The organism is Delftia sp. DS1230, from assembly GCF_040112715.1.
Taxonomy (GTDB): Bacteria; Pseudomonadota; Gammaproteobacteria; order Burkholderiales; family Burkholderiaceae_C; genus Comamonas; species Comamonas tsuruhatensis.
The window spans coordinates 2,996,027-3,012,322 of record NZ_CP157763.1; the positions used below are offsets into that span (position 1 = coordinate 2,996,027).

Genomic DNA, 16,296 nt, shown 5'->3' on the forward strand with positions numbered 1-16,296 from the left:
ACGTTTACAGTCCTTGGCGGATTTCCCCGTCCCTTCCTGCCAGAAACTCCACTGCATGCCACGATCCTCCCGCAATCAGAGCACCCAGCGCTTTGCCATTCCATGGACACTTGTTGCCGGCTTTGGCGCGGCGGCACTGGCCACCCTGGTCATTGCCTTCGTCAATTTCAGGGCGTCTGAGACGCGAGGCCAGGCCGTGGTGGCCATGGACCGCACGACACTGGCCATGCGCCAGCTCAGCCAGCTCAATGCTTCGCTCAAGGACGCTGAGACCGGGCAGCGCGGTTTTCTGCTCACGGGCGACCCGGCCTACCTGCAGCCCTACCAGCAGGCACGCGATGTGCTGATGCAGCAGCTGGAGGCGCTCAAGGCGCGCACTTCCAATGACTCCGACCAGCACCGGCTGCTGGCGCAGATCGAGGAGATATCGGCCCAGAAGCTGCGCGAGCTGCAGGAGACCATAGACCTGCGCAAGTCCGGCGATCTGGACGCCGCCATGGCCCTGGTGCGCCTGGACGTGGGCAAGAACGCCATGGACCGGCTGCGCGAGCTGATCGACGACCTCTACACGCACCAGACACGGGAGCTGGCCCAGCGTCGCCAGCTGTGGGTGGAGGCATCCACCACCTCGACCTACTATTCCTGGGGCGGCTCCCTCATCCTGCTGGGCCTGATCCTGGCATCGGCCGCGCTGACGGTGCGCGAGTACCGCGTCAAGGCGCGCCAGTCGTGGGTGACGTCCGGTCTTTCCGGCCTGGGGCAGCAGTTGCAGGGAGACCACCGGCTGGAAGACCTGGGCCAGAAGGCGCTGGAGTACCTGGCCAACTATTTGCGTGCCGATGTGGGCGCCGGCTATGTGGTGGACTGCGCCGATGGCGGGTTGCGCCTGTTCGGCGGCTATGCCCTGCCGCGCGAGCGACTGCAGCAAAAGCTGCTGCCCGGCGAGGGGCTGGCGGGCCAGGCGGCCGCGTCGCGCAAGCTGCTGCATGTCAGCGATGTGCCTGCCCAGCATTTGCAGATTTCCTCGGGCACCGGCCAGTCCAGCCCCTTGCAGCTGATGCTGGTGCCCGCCATGGAAAACGGCGAAGTGTTCGCCGTGATCGAACTGGGCTTTCTGCGCCCCGTGGGCGAAGCCGAGCGCAGCCTGCTGGAGCGCGCCTCCGAATCGCTGGCCGTGGCCATTCGCTCGGGCCTGGACCGTTCGCGCCTGGAGACCTTGCTGGAGGAAACGCGCCGCCAGTCGGAAGAGCTGCAAGCCCAGCAGGAAGAGCTGCGCGTGAGCAACGAGGAGCTGGAGCAGCAAAGCCGCATCCTGCAGGAGTCGCAGACCCAGATGGAGCACCAGCAGACCGAGCTGGAGCAGACCAATGCCCACCTGGAAGAGCAGACCCAGCAGCTGGAGTACCAGCGCGAGCAGTTGCTGCGCGCCCAGGGCGCGCTGACCGACAAGGCCCGCGAGCTGGAGCTGGCCAGCCAGTACAAGAGCGAGTTCCTGGCCAATATGAGCCACGAACTGCGCACGCCGCTGAACTCCACCCTGATCCTGGCCAAGCTGCTGGCCGACAACAGGCCGGGCAATCTGCAGGCCGAGCAGATCAAGTACGCGCAGACCATCCACGCCGCAGGCAGCGACCTGCTGGCGCTGATCAACGACATCCTGGACCTGTCCAAGATCGAGGCCGGCCAGGTCACCGTGGTCGCCGAGCCCGTGACCATTGCCACGGCGCTGCAGACGCTGATGGAGCCGCTGCGCCCGATTGCCCGCGAAAAGGGCCTGGAGCTGACCTGGACGGTGGACCCGGGCGTGCCCGCCACCATGCAGACCGATCCCATGCGGCTGGCCCAGGTGCTCAAGAACCTGTTGTCCAACGCGCTCAAGTTCACGGCCAAGGGCTCGGTGGGCCTGCAGGTGTCCTGCGCGCCCCAGGGCATGCTGTCTTTCGCGGTGCGCGATACCGGCATCGGCATTGCCGAGCAGCAGCAGCAATTCATCTTCGATGCCTTCCGCCAGGCCGATGGCAGCACGCACCGCAAGTTCGGCGGCACGGGCCTGGGCCTGTCGATATCGCGTGATCTGGCGGGGCTGCTGGGCGGCACGCTGACCGTCTCCAGCACGCCTGGCCAGGGCAGCGTTTTCACACTGACCGTGCCCGTGAGCCTGGAGTCGGCCGAGTCCGGCCCGGCCACGGCCACGACTGCCGCACCGCAGCCTCAGCCGCAGGGGCTGCGAGAGGCCTTGGCAGCGTCGTCCGTGCCCGTGCTCGCAACGGCCAACGTTGCGCCCGCCGCACCTGCGTTCGCGCCGCCCATGTCGCCTGCCATGGCACCTGCCGCGTCGGCGGCAACGGACGCCCTGCGCAAGAGGGGTCAGAGCGGGCGCCGCATCCTCGTGATCGAGGATGACCTGCGCTTCGCGGACATCCTGTCGGAGCTGGCACGCGAGATGGATTTCGAGTGCGACGTGGCCAATACGGCGTCCGACGGCCTGTCCATGGCGGCCGACAATCAGCCCAACGCCATCGTGCTCGATATCAACCTGCCCGATTTCTCGGGCCTGGGCGTGCTGGACCAGCTCAAGCGCAACCCGGCCACGCGCCACATTCCCGTGCACGTGGTCTCGGTCGCGGACTATTCGCAGGAAGCCATGGGGCGGGGTGCCGTCGGCTACGCGCTCAAGCCCGTCAAGCGCGAGGAACTGGTCCACGCCCTGCAGCGGCTGGAGGCCAAGTTCACCCAGGACCTGCGCCGCGTGCTGGTGGTGGAGGATGACGAGCGCCAGCGCGAGAGCGTGCGCCACCTGCTCAGCCGCAGCGATGTGGACATCGTCTGCGCGGGCACGGCGGCGGCCGCGCTGGATCATCTGCGCGGCTCCACATTCGACTGCATGGTGATGGACCTGAACCTGCCTGACATCAGCGGCTACGAGCTGCTGCAGCGCATGACGGACCAGGACGATGTTTCCTTCCCGCCTGTCATCGTCTACACGGGCCGGGCGCTGTCGCGCGATGAAGAGCAGCAGCTGCGGCGCTTTTCCAAGTCCATCATCATCAAGGACGCGCGCTCGCCCGAGCGCCTGCTCGACGAGGTCACGCTGTTCCTGCACCAGGTGGAGTCGGAGCTGTCGGCCGAGCACCGCCAGATGCTGCAGGTCGCGCGCAGCCGCGAGTCTGCGCTGGAAGGGCGCACGGTGCTGGTGGTGGAAGACGATGTGCGCAACGTGTTTGCGCTGTCCAGCATCCTGGAGCCCACGGGCATCCGCGTGGAGATCGCGCGCAACGGGCGCGAGGCGCTGGAGGCGCTGGAGTCTCGCGGCGCGGCGCAGGCCGGTATCGACCTGGTGCTGATGGACATCATGATGCCCGAGATGGATGGCTACACCGCCATGCGCGAGATCCGCAACCGGCCGCAATGGCGCCGCCTGCCCATCATCGCCCTGACCGCCAAGGCCATGAAGGACGACCAGGAGAAATGCCTGGCCGCCGGTGCCAACGACTACATCGCCAAACCGCTGGACGTGGAAAAGCTGCTGTCGCTGGTGCGGGTGTGGATGCCCAAGTAGCAAGGAGGACGCGATGCCTCAGCTGAAAAATAGCCCCCACGCTCCCCTTGCTGCGCAAGGTCCGCTGCCCCCCAAGGGGGCCGCTTTTTCATCTTGGGGCGGCCCGGCGATGAAAAATGGCCCCCACGCTCCCCTTGCTGCGCAAGGTCCGCTGCCCCCCGAGGGGGCCGCTTTTCATCTTGGGGCGGCCCGGCGATGAAAAAAGCCCGCACCGCCGACATCGAGCAGCGCCTGCTGATCGACGCCATCTACCACCGCTACCACTACGACTTCCGGGGCTATGCCCAGGCCTCGCTCAAGCGGCGCCTGCAGACGGCCCTGGTGCAGTTCGGCTGCCAGACGCTGTCGCAGCTGCAGGACCGCGTATTGCATGATGCAAGCGTGTTCCCGGCGCTGCTGGAATACCTCACGGTCCAGGTCAGCGACATGTTCCGCGACCCGAGCTATTTCCGGGCGCTGCGCACCGAGGTGGTGCCGCTGCTGCGCACCTATCCCTCGCTCAAGGTCTGGGTGGCCGGCTGCAGCGCGGGCGAGGAGGTGTATTCGCTGGCCATCCTGCTGGAGGAAGAGGGCCTGCTGGACCGCACCCTGATCTATGCCACCGACATCAATCCGCATGCGCTGCGCGCGGCCGAGCAGGGCGTGTTCGACATGTCGCGCGTGGCGGCCTTCACCGACAACCATGCGCGCTCGGGCGGGCACAGCTCGCTGTCGCACTACTACACGGCGCGCTACGGCCGCGTGGTCTTCGACAAGGGGCTGCGCGAGCACATGGTGTTCTCCGACCACAGCCTGGCCACCGACAGCGTGTTCGCCGAAATGCACCTGGTGTCCTGCCGCAACGTGCTGATCTATTTCGAGCGCGAGCTGCAGGACCGGGCGCTGGGCCTGTTCCGCGATGCGCTGTGCCATCGCGGATTCCTGGGGCTGGGCTCCAAGGAGTCGCTGCGGTTTTCAGGGCATTCGGAGGCCTTCGAGGACTTCGTGCTCGAGGACCGCATCTACCGCAAGAAGGCCGGGCTGTGATGCCCGTGACCACGAACACACCCGCCTCCGACGCCGCCACAGCCTACGAGGCCATCGTGATCGGCGGCTCGGCCGGCGCGCTCGACGCGCTATCGGTGGTGCTGCCCGCGCTGCCGGCCAGCCTGCGCGCCTCGGTGCTGGTGGTGCTGCACCTGCCGCGCGATCGCCGCAGCCTGCTGGCCCAGCTCTTCGGCCCGCGCTGCGCCGTGCCGGTGCGCGAGGTGCAGGACCAGCAATGGATCGAGCCTGGGTGCCTGTACTTCGCCCCGGCCGACTATCACCTGCTGGTGGACAGCGGCCCCCGGCTGGCGCTGTCGCTGGATGCGCCCTGGCATTTTTCGCGGCCCTCCATCGACGTGCTGTTCGAGTCCGCTGCGGATTGCTATGGCGAGCGGCTGCTGGCGGTGCTGCTGTCCGGCGCCAATGACGACGGCGCGCAGGGCATGGCCAGCGTGCACGCCGCCGGTGGCCTGGCCGTGGTGCAGGCGCCCGACGGCGCCCGCATGCCCACCATGCCGCTGGCGGCGCTGGCCCGCGTGCCGCAGGCCCAGGCGCTGGCGCCCGAAGGCATTGCCTCCCTCATTGCATCGCTGCACCGCCAGGGAAGGCTTTGAATGTCCAGCCGGCACGCCCCCACAAGACTAAATACCGAGAGAGAATCCATGCCCCATACAGATCGCGTCAAATGCTTGATCGTCGATGACATCGCCGAGAACCTGATCGCCATCGAGGCGCTGCTGCAACGCGACGGCATCGAATTCCTCAAGGCCCAGTCCGGCCCCGAGGCGCTGGAGCTGCTGCTCAACCACAGCGACGTGGCCCTGGCCCTGCTGGATGTGCAGATGCCCGAGATGAACGGTTTCGAGCTGGCCGAGCTGATCCGCGGCAGCGAGCGCACGCGCCATATCCCGCTCATCTTCATGACGGCCGGCTCGCGCGAGCACAACTGGCAGTTCCGTGGCTATGAGAGCGGCGCCGTGGACTTCCTGTACAAGCCCATCGATCCCCACATGCTGACCACCAAGGCCAATGTGTTCTTCGAGCTGCACCAGCGCAAGCAGGCACTGGCCCATCAGCTGCAGGAACGCACTGAGGCGCTGCGCATCAACGAGATGTTCATGGCCGTGCTCAGCCACGACCTGCGCACGCCGCTGCAATCCATCAAGGCCGCCGCCACGTTGCTCACGCGCCAGCCCGATACGGGCAAGGTGGCCAGCATGGCCGAGCGCATGCTCAGCAGCAGCCAGCGCATGTCGCGCATGATCGAGGACCTGCTGGACGTCACCCGCATCCGCCAGGCGGAAGGCCTGCCGCTGTCACCGCGGCCTACCAGCTTGCAAGCGCTGCTGCAGCGCACGCTGCAGGAAGTGGAGACGGGTTTTCCGCAGCGGCGCCTGGACAGCGAGATGCTGGGCAATCTCGATGGCACCTGGGATGGCGAACGCCTGTGCCAGGTGCTCACCAATCTGGTGGGCAACGCCATGCACCATGGCGATCCGGCGCAGCCTGTGCAGGTGACGGCCGATGGCAGGCAGGACCATTGCGTGGTCATCACGGTGCGCAACGGCGGCACCATTCCTGCGGAGCTGATGCCTACCCTGTTCAACCCGTTTCGCGGAGGAGAGCGCAAGCCGGGCCAGCACCAGGGCCTGGGCCTGGGGCTTTTCATCGCGCACCAGATCGTGCGTTCGCACAACGGGCGCATCGATGTGCACTCCGCCGATGGCGTGACCAGCTTCAGGGTGGAGTTGCCGCGCGAGATGGCAGCGGGAGGCTCCAAGGCCGTGCTGTGACGGCGGGAGCCGATGGACCGGCAGGCCGGTCTCGGGAAAATGGGCTCAGTGGACGGGCCTGGTGTGCAGCGCTTCCTGTATGGAGTCCAGCAGCGTTTCCAGGTCCTCGATCTCGAAGGGCTTGAGCAAGGTCCGCACCTGGGGACCCCAGGCGGCCGGGTAGGGCCCCAGATCGTAGCCGGAGCACAGGATGATCCAGCGCTGCGCATCGGCCTGCAGCAGCTGCCGCGCCAGATCGGTGCCGGACAGGCCCGGCAGACTGACATCGGAGACCACCACGTCGAAAGGCTGGCCCGCATCCAGTTCCAGGGCCTGCTCGGCAGTGGCGCAACTGGTCACGAAACGGGATTCGCTCTCCATCAGCAGGCCAATGGTTTCTCGCAGGTCGGCATTGTCTTCAACGTACAGGATTCGCATATCTCTTTGTTGCAGTGCGTCATGCTGCTATCAAAAAGGCAGCATGGACGAGGGCTGATCATCCACACCCGCCGCCCTCCATCACGTAGGACAGCATGCAAACTTGGTCGACGGTTGCCTTCTGTGCGCGCCAGGCGATGGATTGTGCAATACAAAGGCAAGTCCCACGAACGGCCTGTGCGATCTCAAGTCTGGGCAGTGGGCAGGGGATCCAGCACATGCCTTTGCACGGGCAGGAATTCACCGGCCTGCCGCGAATAGTCCCAGCGCGTGAGCTGCCGGCGCCAGTCCTGGCCTGTGGCGCCATCCCGATGCTCCAGGGTGAACAGGCTGTTGGGCGCATGGGCGCGCAGCCGCACCGAGACCGCGGTGCCCGCCTGCGCTGCCCACAGCCCGGGCAGGGGCTGGACCAGGCCGGGGTCATGCCCATGGCCCGAGAGCACCAGTTGCGCTCCGGCATCGCGCCAGCGGGCCAGGGCCTGCGCGGCGCGGTGAGGACGGTGGCTGCGGTCCTCTTCGTGGGCCGCAGCCAGCGGGTGGTGGCTGACGACGATGCGCCAGTCGGCGGGGCTGGCCTGCTCCAGGCGCTGCGCCACGTGCAGGATCTGCCCGGCCGACAGGCTGCCGCGCTGGTGGCGCCACCAGCGTGTGGTGTCCACGCCGATCACGCAAAAGCCTGGCACGGCGCACCAGGGCTGCAGTTCGGAATCGATCCAGCGCACATAGCGGTCGTGGGCGTGGCCACCCAGCCGTTCCCACCAGGCGAGCAGCGGCAGGTCGTGGTTGCCGGGCACCACCAGTCGCCGGGGCACGGAAAGGCTGTCGAGAAACTCCCGCGCCTGGGCAAATTGCGCGGCCGTGGCGCGCTGGGTCAGGTCGCCGGAGACCACCAGCAGCGTTACCGGCAGCCGGGCCGCCAGTCTGGCCACGGCGGCGCACACGGCCTGATCGTGGGCGCCGAAATGCAGGTCCGACAAATGCATGAGCAAGGCCATGGGCGCTCCTTGTTCCTCATTCGGCGGTCAGGAGGAGGCGGGCTCTGCCGGGGCAGGCACCACCAGCCACAGCGGCTTCTCGCCCAGGCGAAAGCGGATGGGCGGCGCCATCCATTCGCGTTCGCCATCGAAGGCCACCTTCATGCGGCGAGGACGCCGTCCTGCTGGCTCCGCCACCAGCTCGGTACAGGCCAGGCTGGCGACGGCATCGTCCTGGGCCAGCCGTCCCATCACCGCATTCCAGACCACGCGCGCCGGGGCCTCGCTGGCCTGGGGCAGCAGCAGCACGGCGGCCAGATGCCGGCCATCGGCCACGGCGCGGGCCTCGTCAATCCCCACGCGCTCCAGCTGCAGCGGGTTGTTGCCGACGAACAGGGTGGTGGCCAGGTGCTCCTGCTGCTGCAACGGCGCATCCCGGTCGGGGCGCAGGGCCACGCGCCAGCGGCGCACGCTGCCGCCGCGCAGGATGCTCCAGATGGAGGCGGCAATGGCCACCAGCCGGGTGCGGCCGAAGCGGGTGGACGCGCGTTCGCGTTCGTCGAGCAGGCGGGGGTACAGGCCCAGGCTGGCGTTCACCAGGAAAAGCCGTTCGTTGACCAGGCCCACGTTCACGGCCCGCATCTGGCCGGCCTGCAGCGCCTGGAGAATGTCCTGCACGGCCTGGGCGGGCTCCAGTGACAGCGCCTGCTCGCGGGCGAAGTAGTTGAAGGTGCCCAGCGGCACCACGCCCATGGGCACGCCACGCGACCAGGCAGCCGAGGCCACGGCATTGATGGTGCCGTCACCGCCGGCGGCCACGACCAGGCCGCCGTCCCTGCGTGCACTGTCCACGGCGCTGGCGGCCAACTGCACGATGTCGGCCCTTGCGCCCGGCACATGCCAATGCACGCTGCGCTGCTGCAGCGCCGGCACGCCGGTCAGGCGGGCGCGCAGCTGCTCCAGGTCGGCGCCGGGGCGCAGCGGCACGATCAGGTGGATGGGGCCGGCGGGATCAAGCCTGGGCGGCTGGTTGTCGCAAGATGAGGGCGTCATGGAAGGAAGCGGGCTGGAACAGGCGCCGATTGTTCCGTGGATGGCACCTGCCGGTGCACCGGAACATGCAAGCGGTGCGCGTCAGCCAAAGCCGACAGTCTGCGGGCTGCTGACTGTACCGGCTCACTCGCGCCAGGGGGCGCGGTAGTCCAGCATCTGCGCCAGCGGCACGGGCCGCTCGAACAGATAGCCCTGCGCATGCTCGCAGCCGAGCTCGTGCAGCAGCTGCGCCTGGGCCTGTTCTTCCACACCTTCGGCGACCACCTTGACGCCAAAGCCCTGGGCAATGCGCAGCACGGCGGTCACGATGGCTTTGTCGGACTCGGAAGCCGGCAGCTGGCCCACAAAGCTCTGGTCGATCTTGATACAGTCAAAGCGCAGTCGGCTCAGGTAGGCCAGGGACGAGTAGCCGGTGCCGAAGTCGTCGATGGCGATCTTCACGCCCAGCGCGCGGATGGCGGCAATGCGCTGCAGCGTGGCGTCGCTGTCGTCCAGCAGCATGGACTCCGTCAGCTCCAGGGTCAGCACCCGGGCGGGCAGGCCGCTGGTGGCCAGCGCCTGCTCCAGCGTGCAGGCGAAGTCGGACTGGATCAGCTCGCGCGCCGACATGTTGACGTGCAGCTCGAAGTCGGCCGGCAGGTGCGCAAGGTGCAGGGCAATATCGTGCGCCGCCGTGCGCAGCACCCATTCGCCGACGCTCAGGATCAGGTCCGACTCCTCGGCCACCGGGATGAATACGCCCGGCGGCACCCTGCCGCGCGTCGGGCTTTCCCAGCGCACCAGGGCCTCGGCACCCACCATGCGGCCCGTGGCCAGATCCACCACGGGCTGGTAGAAAACGCGCAGTTCGTTGCGCTCCAGCGCCTGGCGCAATTCCATGGCCAATTGGGTGCGGCCCAGCATTTTCTGCGCCAGGCCTGGCTCGAACAGCACAAAGGGCTGCGCTGCGCCAGCATTGCGCTGCGCCTCGCCCAGCGCAATGCTGGCGTTGCGCAGCCACTCGGGCAGCGCGCCCGGCAGCAGCTCGCCGCTGACGGCGCCCGCGCAGGCGCGCAGCACGATGTCGTCCTTGCCCACGGAAAATGGCTGGTCGAAGATCTCCAGCAGGTGGCGGCATTTGTCCTGTACCTGCAGCGGCGTGCACTCGTGCAGCCACAGCACGGCGAATTCATTGCTGGCCGTGCGTGCCAGCAGGGCCGGAAATTGCAGATGGTGGTTGAGCAGCCGCTCGGCCACGGCCCGCAGCAACTGCTCGCCCGTGCCATGGCCCACATCGTCGCGCACGCTGCGGAAATTCTGCAGCTCCAGCAGGCACAGCGCGGCAGGGACGGGCGCGCCGGCGTTGGCGGCCGCGTCGGCCCGCTCGATCAGGCCGGCGCGCGTGAGCAGCTGCGTCAGGCTGTCGTACTGCAGCAGGGTGCGCATGTGCTCGAAGGATTCCTGCAGCCGCTGCGCCATGTTGTGGAATGCCGAGACCAGGGACGAGGTTTCCACCACGGACGTGTCCGGCAGCGCCTTCACCGCGCTCCAGTCACCCTGGGCCAGGCGGTTGGCCGCGTCGGCCGTCACGGCCAGGGGGCGCAGCGCCCTGCGCAGGCACCACAGGCCCAGCGCCAGCCCCAGCAAGGCCAGGCCGAAAGCCAGGAAAAGGGTCTGGCGGCTGTCCTCCCGCATGCTGCTGACCAGATCGGACTCGGGCTGCAGCACCAGGATCCGCCAGTCGATGCCGCGCACATCGTGGAAGGGGGTGACCTGCCCGTGGTAGATCTGGCCCTGCTCCGTGAAGCTCAGGTTGATGACACGGTCAGGGCCTGTCCGGGCTGGCGTCGAGCCCTCGCGCGCATGCCCGGGCAGGTGCTCGGGAAGCCGGGCTGCCAGCGAGCGCAGCGCCAGGTCGGGGCTTTCGGACAGGCGCAGGCGCACGGGCGGGTCGTAGGGGCCTTCGCGGCGTTTCAGCACCGACAGCTCGGAGGAGTGCGCCACCATGTAGCCCTGCGCATCGACCACGGCGATATGGCCATTGCCGCGCAGGGGCTCGTCGCGCAGAAAGCGGTTCATGCTGCTTAGCCGCACATCGGCGGCCAGCACGCCGGCCAACTGGCCGGACACACGCACCGCAGTGGCTGCGGAAATCGTGGCATCACCCCGGTCCCCCGTCACCGTGTAGATGGGCGACCAGTGCGGGCCGTCTTCGCGAATGGCGGGCTGGTACCAGGGACGCACGCGGGGGTCGTAGCCGGCAAGGCTGGACATGGGCGGGCCCGGCTGCAGTCCCTCGAAAATCTGCAAGGTTCCCTGGGTGCTGCGGTCCTGAAGAATAAGGCGGTAGTGGCCATCGGGCTCCAGCCGCACCCCCGTGTATTCGCCTTGCACGCCTCCAAAGCTCAACAGGCTGATCTGGTGGTGCTGGGCATAGAGCTCGGTGAATGAGCGTGTCAGATAGCCATAGATGGGCCGCAGGTCTCCGGGGGTGTAAAGCGCCTGCCGAGCCACGGTCTCGGCCAGGGCCTGCTGCACGCGCAGCGGAGTCTCCAGATAGTCGGCCAATTGGTGGCGCGTGGTGGTGGACAGGGAGTCGAGCAGCCGCAGACTTTCGCGATTGATGAGCTGGTCCACCTGGCGCTGCTGCCAAGCCGCCAATAGCCCGGCCGTGACCACAAACACCGCAATGAAGGGGGCCGTGACTGCCGTGCGAAGTGAGAGCCGAAAGGCGGGCATGCAGAGGTTTCCGTAGCGTGCGCCGGGCAGCCAAGGGCCGGGTCTGCCTGCGACAGCGGCCATTGTGCAGTGCCTCGGCAGACTTTCGCGGCAGCGGTCGCCCCCTGTGCAGGAGCTCTCCTGTGGGTGATAGGAAAAATTGTCGATAAATGATTTTCAGTAGAAAAAATGAATACTGAACGGTCATTTGCAGCAACGCAAAGGCATGGTCAGTGCGTCTGCAATGCCTTCCATTGCCGCACTCCTTTTACATATCCGTTTACAAATTGATCTTCATTACATGTAGACATCACATGTAATGGTTGCTATGGTATCCGCATGGAACAAAAGACATCAGCCCACTACCAGCGTCTGCACCGGCAACGGCTGCGCGAGCAGGGGCTGGTGAAAAAGGAGGTCTGGATTCTTCCAGAGTACGGTGCTGCATTGCAGCAATTGGAAAAGCAAATGCGCGTGTCCGGCTTGCAACCGGATTCAATGGTTCTCATCCACAAGGAGGGCAGCATGGACAACAGCAGACAGGCATATCGGGATATTCACGCCTTGGCGGGCGATCTGCAGCAATCAACGCTGGTGCAGGGCGGCCGGCTCCATATCGAGGTGCTTGAAGGCGCGGACGCCAGTCTGCTCATCAGCCTGCCCGAATTCGGCGATCTGCCGGTCCACGTGGCCCTGTCGGGCGACCAGCTCGTGGTGGAGGCCTTTCTCTGGCCCGCCGACCAGGTGCACGACCGCGCCGGCCTCAACGAGCAGATGCTGCGCCTGCAAAAGCTGTTTCCCTTCACCACCATGGCGCTGGAACCCCAGGCCCATGGCGGCGAGGGCTATGTGATGTTCGCCGCCCTGCATGCCAGCAGCAGCGAGGGCGACATCATTGCCGAAATCCTCACCCTGGCCGACAGCGTCATCCAGGCCACCGAGGCGCTGGCCCACTATCTGACCCCTGCGCCGGTGCCCGCGCCAGTGCAGGCCTGAAGCCTGCCCGTTGAAGACACTGAGCCCCAAGGAGATCATCATGACCATCTGGAACAAGCTGGTGACCGCGTTGCGCGGCGCAGCGCACGAGGCCGGCGAGGCGGTGACAGACAGCCAGGCCCTGCGCATCCTGGACCAGGAAATCCGCGATGCCGACAGCGACCTGAACAAGTCCAAGGAAGCGCTGGCCGACATCATGGCCAAGCAAAAGCTGGCGGCCGGCAAGCTCAAGCAGACCCAGGAACGCATTGCCGAGTACGAGGGCTATGCCGTCAAGGCGCTGGACACCAGTGACGAGGCGCTGGCGCTGGAAGTGGCCGGCAAGGTCTCCGTGCTGGAGACGCAGCGCGACGAGGAGCAATCTCAGCTGGATGCCTACACGCAAAGCGTGGAGCAGCTGCGCGTGGCCATACAGACGGCGCAAACGCATATCAAGCGCCTCAAGCAGCAGGCCGACACCGTCAAGGCCACGGAAAGCGTGCAGCGCGCCCAGGCCACGGTGGCCGGCCGCTATGCAGGATCGCAGACGCGCGTGCAAAGCGCGCTGGATTCGCTGGAACGCATCAAGCAAAAGCAGGCCGAGCGCGGTGCGCGCATGGAAAGCGCGGCCGAGCTGGCGCGCGACAGCAGCGAAGACGCGCTGGATGCCAAGCTGCGTGCCGCCGGCATCACGCCCCAGGCGGGCAATGCGCAATCGGTGCTGGAACGCCTGAAGGCGCAGCGCGCAGCCGCTGGCGGAAAAAGCGCTTGATGCGCGGCCGTGGTCCGGGCAGGCTGCGTCGTGCCCGCCGTCCTGGCTGCCGGGTTTGAAGGGAGGAGATAAAACATGTCTGCATTCCTGCAATACGCGTTCGGCTTTCCGACCTTCATCTTCGGCGCCTTGCTGCTGTTCATGCTGCTGTACTGGCTGATCGCCATGCTGGGCCTGCTGGAGGTGGACTCGCTGGACCACTGGGTGCTGTTCGACGGCAGCGACCATGCGCACGGCGTGGAGCACTCGGCCAGCGCGCTGGCCGGGCTGCTGCTCAAGGTGGGCCTGGGCGGCATTCCGCTCACGGTCATCCTCACCGCGCTGTTCCTGCTGTCCTGGCTGGCTTCCTATGTGCTGTGCCATTTCGTGCCCATGCCCCAGGGCTGGACCCTGGTGAACCTGCTGACCGGCACCTTGGTGGCCGTGGCGGCTGCCGTGCTGGGCTTTGCCGCCACGGTGCTGGTGCTGCGCCCGCTGCGGGGCATCGTCAACAAGGCGGCGCCTGCAGAGGAGCCCAAGGTGCTGCTGGGCCGCACCGGCCTGGTGCGCAGCGCCGTAGTGGACGGCACGCAGGGCTACGGCAGCGTGGAGGACGGCGGCGCCGGTCTGAACGTGCAGATGCGCTCGCCCGAGCGCGCACTGGGCCGGGGCACCGAGATCGTGCTCATCGAGCACCTGCCCGAGCACAACGCCTGGCGCGTGGTCAGCAAGGCCGAGTTCGACGGCACCGAGCTGCCGCGCTAGCTCCAGGAATTTCCAGGAATTCCTTCCTATTCGTTCCCATTGATTCCCATTGGCCCGGGCGCCCGTGCGGCGGGCGCGGCCTTTGCGTTTTTCAGCGTTTTCACAGATAGCAATTCACAGGGGAGATTCGCATGAACATGAGCAACATGGAGTGGTACATCGTCGCCGGGGTGGTGATCGGTTCCGTCTTCGTCGTCATCCTCGGGCTGTTCGCCCTGGTCAAGGCCTTCTACATCAAGGTCCCGCAGGGCACGGCGCTGATCATCAACGACACCACCTCGCAGCCCAAGGTCAAGTTCACGGGCGGCCTGGTGCTGCCGGTGATCCACAAGAAGGAATTCATGCAGATCTCGCTGCTGACGCTGGAGATCGACCGGCGCGGCAAGGAAGGCCTGATCTGCCGCGACAACATGCGCGCCGACATCACCGTGGCCTTCTACCTGCGGGTCAATGAAACGGCCGAGGACGTGCTCAAGGTGGCCAAGGCCATCGGCGTGGACCGGGCCTCGGACAAGACGGCCGTCAACGACCTGTTCAACGCCAAGTTCTCCGAGGCGCTCAAGACCGTGGGCAAGCAGATCGAGTTCGTGAAGCTGTTCGAGAACCGCCAGGATTTCCGCGACCAGATCATCCATGTCATCGGCAACGACCTCAACGGCTATGTGCTGGAGGACGTGGCCATCGACTATCTGGAACAGACTCCCAAGTCCTCGCTGGACCCCAACAACATCCTGGATGCCGAAGGCATCCGCAAGATCACCGAGCTGACGGCCAACCAGAACATCGTCACCAACGAGCTCGAGCGCAACTCCGACCTGGCCATCACCAAGAAGAACGTGGAGACCAAGGAAGCCATGCTGGCGCTGGAGCGCCAGCAGGCCGACGCCGAGGCCCGCCAAAAGCGCGAGATCGCCACCATCCAGGCCCGCGAGCAGGCCGAGACCCAGAAGGTGCAGGAAGAAGAGCGCCTGAAGGCCGAGCAGGCCCGCATCCAGACCCAGGAGCAACTGGACATCCGCGAGGAAAACCGCCAGCGCGAAGTGGCCGTGGCCCAGCAAAACCGTGAGCGTGCGGTGGTGATCGAGGTCGAGAAGGTCACGCGCGCCAAGGAGCTGGAGATCGTGGCCCGCCAGCGCGAGGTGGAGCTGCAGCGCATCGAGAAGGAAAAGGCCATCGAGGTCGAGAAGGCCAACATCGCCAACGTGGTGCGCGAGCGCGTGGTGGTGGAAAAGTCCGTGGCCCAGGAAGAGGAACGCATCAAGGAAGTGCGCGTGGTCTCCGAGGCCGAGCGCATGAAGCAGGTCACCGTGCTGACTGCCCAGGCCCAGGCCGAGGAAGACCTGGTGCGCCAAGTCAAGAAGGCGGAGGCCGAAGAGGCCGCCTCGCGCCACAAGGCCGTGGAAGTCACGACCATGGCCCAGGCCGAGCTGGAGGCGGCCAGCAAGACCGCCGAGGCCAAGAAGAAGCTGGCCGAGGCCATCGAGGTCGAGCGCGCCGCGCCCGGCCTGGCCGATGCCAAGGTGCGCGAAGTCACGGCCGCCGCCCTGGAAAAGGAAGGCCTGGCGCAGGCCAGGGTGATCGCCGAGAAGATGATGGCCGAGGCCAAGGGCCAGCAGGAAAAGGGCCTGGCCGAGGCGCGCGTCATCGAGGCCACGGCCGACGCCAACGAAAAGCAGGGCCTGGCCGATGCCAAGGTGCTGGAAGAGCGCCTGCTGGCCCAGGCGCGCGGCGAGGCCCAGGTGGGCGCGACCAAGGCCTTGGTCACCCGCGACGTGGGCACGTCCGAGGCCGATGTGCTGCGCGACAAGCTCTTCGCCGAGGCCAAGGGCCTGACCGAGAAGTTCACCGCGCTGGCCTCGCTGTCCGACCAGGCGCGCTCGCATGAGGAGTTCCGCATGCAGCTGGAGAAGAACTTCGAGCAGGCGCTGGCCGCCATCGAGGCCAACAAGAGCGTGGCGAAGGACCAGTCCGAGGTGCTGTCGGCCGCGCTCAGCAAGGCCAACATCGACATCGTGGGGGGCGAGGGAGCCTTCTTCGACAACTTCGCCAAGGCGCTGTCCGTGGGCAAGGCCGTGGAAGGCGTGGCGGGCAAGAGCCCCATCGTGCAGGACCTGATCAGCAAGTTCCTCAGCGGCAAGGGCGGCGCATCGCTGCTCAACGCGCTGGGCGACGGCAAGGGCCTGCCGCCCACGCAGAGGGTCGACTGAACGGTCGATTCAACGGCCGCCTGAACGGGGCGGCCGCCCGGCCGCTCCCTCCGCCGGCTGCCCAGCCTCCCGCATCCGC

Annotated in this window: 12 protein-coding genes; 8 read left to right on the plus strand and 4 right to left on the minus strand. The window is 66.9% G+C overall.

What is annotated here, in order from left to right:
• Positions 1-55 precede the first annotated feature (55 nt).
• The 4 genes from AAN986_RS13430 (at position 56) to AAN986_RS13445 (ending at position 6,378) form a co-directional block, all read left to right on the plus strand.
• Positions 56-3,559, plus strand: a complete 3,504-nt coding sequence (locus tag AAN986_RS13430) for a response regulator (RefSeq protein ID WP_043790655.1) — start codon at positions 56-58, stop codon at positions 3,557-3,559.
• 195 nt (positions 3,560-3,754) lie between these two features.
• Entirely contained in the window at positions 3,755-4,585 is an 831-nt protein-coding gene (locus AAN986_RS13435) for a CheR family methyltransferase (protein ID WP_016446970.1), read from the plus strand.
• A complete protein-coding gene (locus AAN986_RS13440) occupies positions 4,585-5,199 on the plus strand; it encodes a chemotaxis protein CheB (protein ID WP_016446969.1) in 615 nt (204 codons plus the stop codon). Before AAN986_RS13435 ends, AAN986_RS13440 begins: the two co-directional genes overlap by 1 nt.
• 48 nt (positions 5,200-5,247) lie before the next feature.
• Positions 5,248-6,378, plus strand: a complete 1,131-nt coding sequence (locus tag AAN986_RS13445; protein WP_016446968.1) for a hybrid sensor histidine kinase/response regulator — start codon at positions 5,248-5,250, stop codon at positions 6,376-6,378.
• Between the two features lie 45 nt (positions 6,379-6,423).
• Here AAN986_RS13445 and AAN986_RS13450 read toward each other — a convergent pair whose 3' ends face one another.
• From AAN986_RS13450 to AAN986_RS13465, 4 genes are all read right to left on the minus strand, one after another.
• Positions 6,424-6,795 carry a response regulator gene (locus AAN986_RS13450; protein ID WP_016446967.1) on the minus strand — a complete coding sequence of 124 codons (372 nt, stop codon included), beginning with the start codon at positions 6,793-6,795 and terminating at the stop codon, positions 6,424-6,426.
• 185 nt (positions 6,796-6,980) lie between these two features.
• Positions 6,981-7,790 carry a metallophosphoesterase gene (locus AAN986_RS13455; protein WP_016446966.1) on the minus strand — a complete coding sequence of 270 codons (810 nt, stop codon included), beginning with the start codon at positions 7,788-7,790 and terminating at the stop codon, positions 6,981-6,983.
• A 27-nt stretch (positions 7,791-7,817) separates the two neighbouring features.
• Positions 7,818-8,822 carry a diacylglycerol kinase family protein gene (locus AAN986_RS13460; RefSeq protein WP_016446965.1) on the minus strand — a complete coding sequence of 335 codons (1,005 nt, stop codon included), beginning with the start codon at positions 8,820-8,822 and terminating at the stop codon, positions 7,818-7,820.
• A gap of 123 nt (positions 8,823-8,945) precedes the next feature.
• Positions 8,946-11,603, minus strand: coding sequence for an EAL domain-containing protein (locus AAN986_RS13465; protein ID WP_349335713.1), 2,658 nt, complete (start codon positions 11,601-11,603; stop codon positions 8,946-8,948).
• 441 nt (positions 11,604-12,044) lie between these two features.
• On the opposite strand from AAN986_RS13465, the gene AAN986_RS13470 reads away from it, so the two are divergent.
• From AAN986_RS13470 to AAN986_RS13485, 4 genes are all read left to right on the plus strand, one after another.
• On the plus strand, positions 12,045-12,515 hold the full coding sequence (locus AAN986_RS13470; protein ID WP_223275219.1) for a YjfI family protein: 471 nt from the start codon (positions 12,045-12,047) through the stop codon (positions 12,513-12,515).
• 40 nt (positions 12,516-12,555) lie between these two features.
• Positions 12,556-13,266, plus strand: a complete 711-nt coding sequence (locus AAN986_RS13475) for a PspA/IM30 family protein (protein WP_016446962.1) — start codon at positions 12,556-12,558, stop codon at positions 13,264-13,266.
• A gap of 75 nt (positions 13,267-13,341) precedes the next feature.
• On the plus strand, positions 13,342-14,010 hold the full coding sequence (locus AAN986_RS13480) for a hypothetical protein (RefSeq protein WP_047219168.1): 669 nt from the start codon (positions 13,342-13,344) through the stop codon (positions 14,008-14,010).
• Positions 14,011-14,141: 131 nt separating this feature from the next.
• Complete coding sequence (locus AAN986_RS13485) at positions 14,142-16,217, plus strand: hypothetical protein (RefSeq protein ID WP_046987718.1); 2,076 nt, start codon at positions 14,142-14,144, stop codon at positions 16,215-16,217.
• Positions 16,218-16,296: the final 79 nt, after the last annotated feature.

Bases quoted from the DNA above. Each gene is read 5' to 3' on its own strand.
- AAN986_RS13430 (WP_043790655.1), top strand. From the start codon at position 56: ATGCCACGATCCTCCCGCAATCAGAGCACCCAGCGCTTTGCCATTCCA.
- AAN986_RS13455 (WP_016446966.1), bottom strand. From the start codon at position 7,790: ATGGCCTTGCTCATGCATTTGTCGGACCTGCATTTCGGCGCCCACGAT.
- AAN986_RS13465 (WP_349335713.1), bottom strand. From the start codon at position 11,603: ATGGCCGCTGTCGCAGGCAGACCCGGCCCTTGGCTGCCCGGCGCACGC.
- AAN986_RS13480 (WP_047219168.1), top strand. From the start codon at position 13,342: ATGTCTGCATTCCTGCAATACGCGTTCGGCTTTCCGACCTTCATCTTC.
- AAN986_RS13450 (WP_016446967.1), bottom strand. From the start codon at position 6,795: ATGCGAATCCTGTACGTTGAAGACAATGCCGACCTGCGAGAAACCATT.
- AAN986_RS13475 (WP_016446962.1), top strand. From the start codon at position 12,556: ATGACCATCTGGAACAAGCTGGTGACCGCGTTGCGCGGCGCAGCGCAC.
- AAN986_RS13435 (WP_016446970.1), top strand. From the start codon at position 3,755: ATGAAAAAAGCCCGCACCGCCGACATCGAGCAGCGCCTGCTGATCGAC.
- AAN986_RS13440 (WP_016446969.1), top strand. From the start codon at position 4,585: ATGCCCGTGACCACGAACACACCCGCCTCCGACGCCGCCACAGCCTAC.
- AAN986_RS13445 (WP_016446968.1), top strand. From the start codon at position 5,248: ATGCCCCATACAGATCGCGTCAAATGCTTGATCGTCGATGACATCGCC.
- AAN986_RS13470 (WP_223275219.1), top strand. From the start codon at position 12,045: ATGGACAACAGCAGACAGGCATATCGGGATATTCACGCCTTGGCGGGC.
- AAN986_RS13460 (WP_016446965.1), bottom strand. From the start codon at position 8,822: ATGACGCCCTCATCTTGCGACAACCAGCCGCCCAGGCTTGATCCCGCC.
- AAN986_RS13485 (WP_046987718.1), top strand. From the start codon at position 14,142: ATGAACATGAGCAACATGGAGTGGTACATCGTCGCCGGGGTGGTGATC.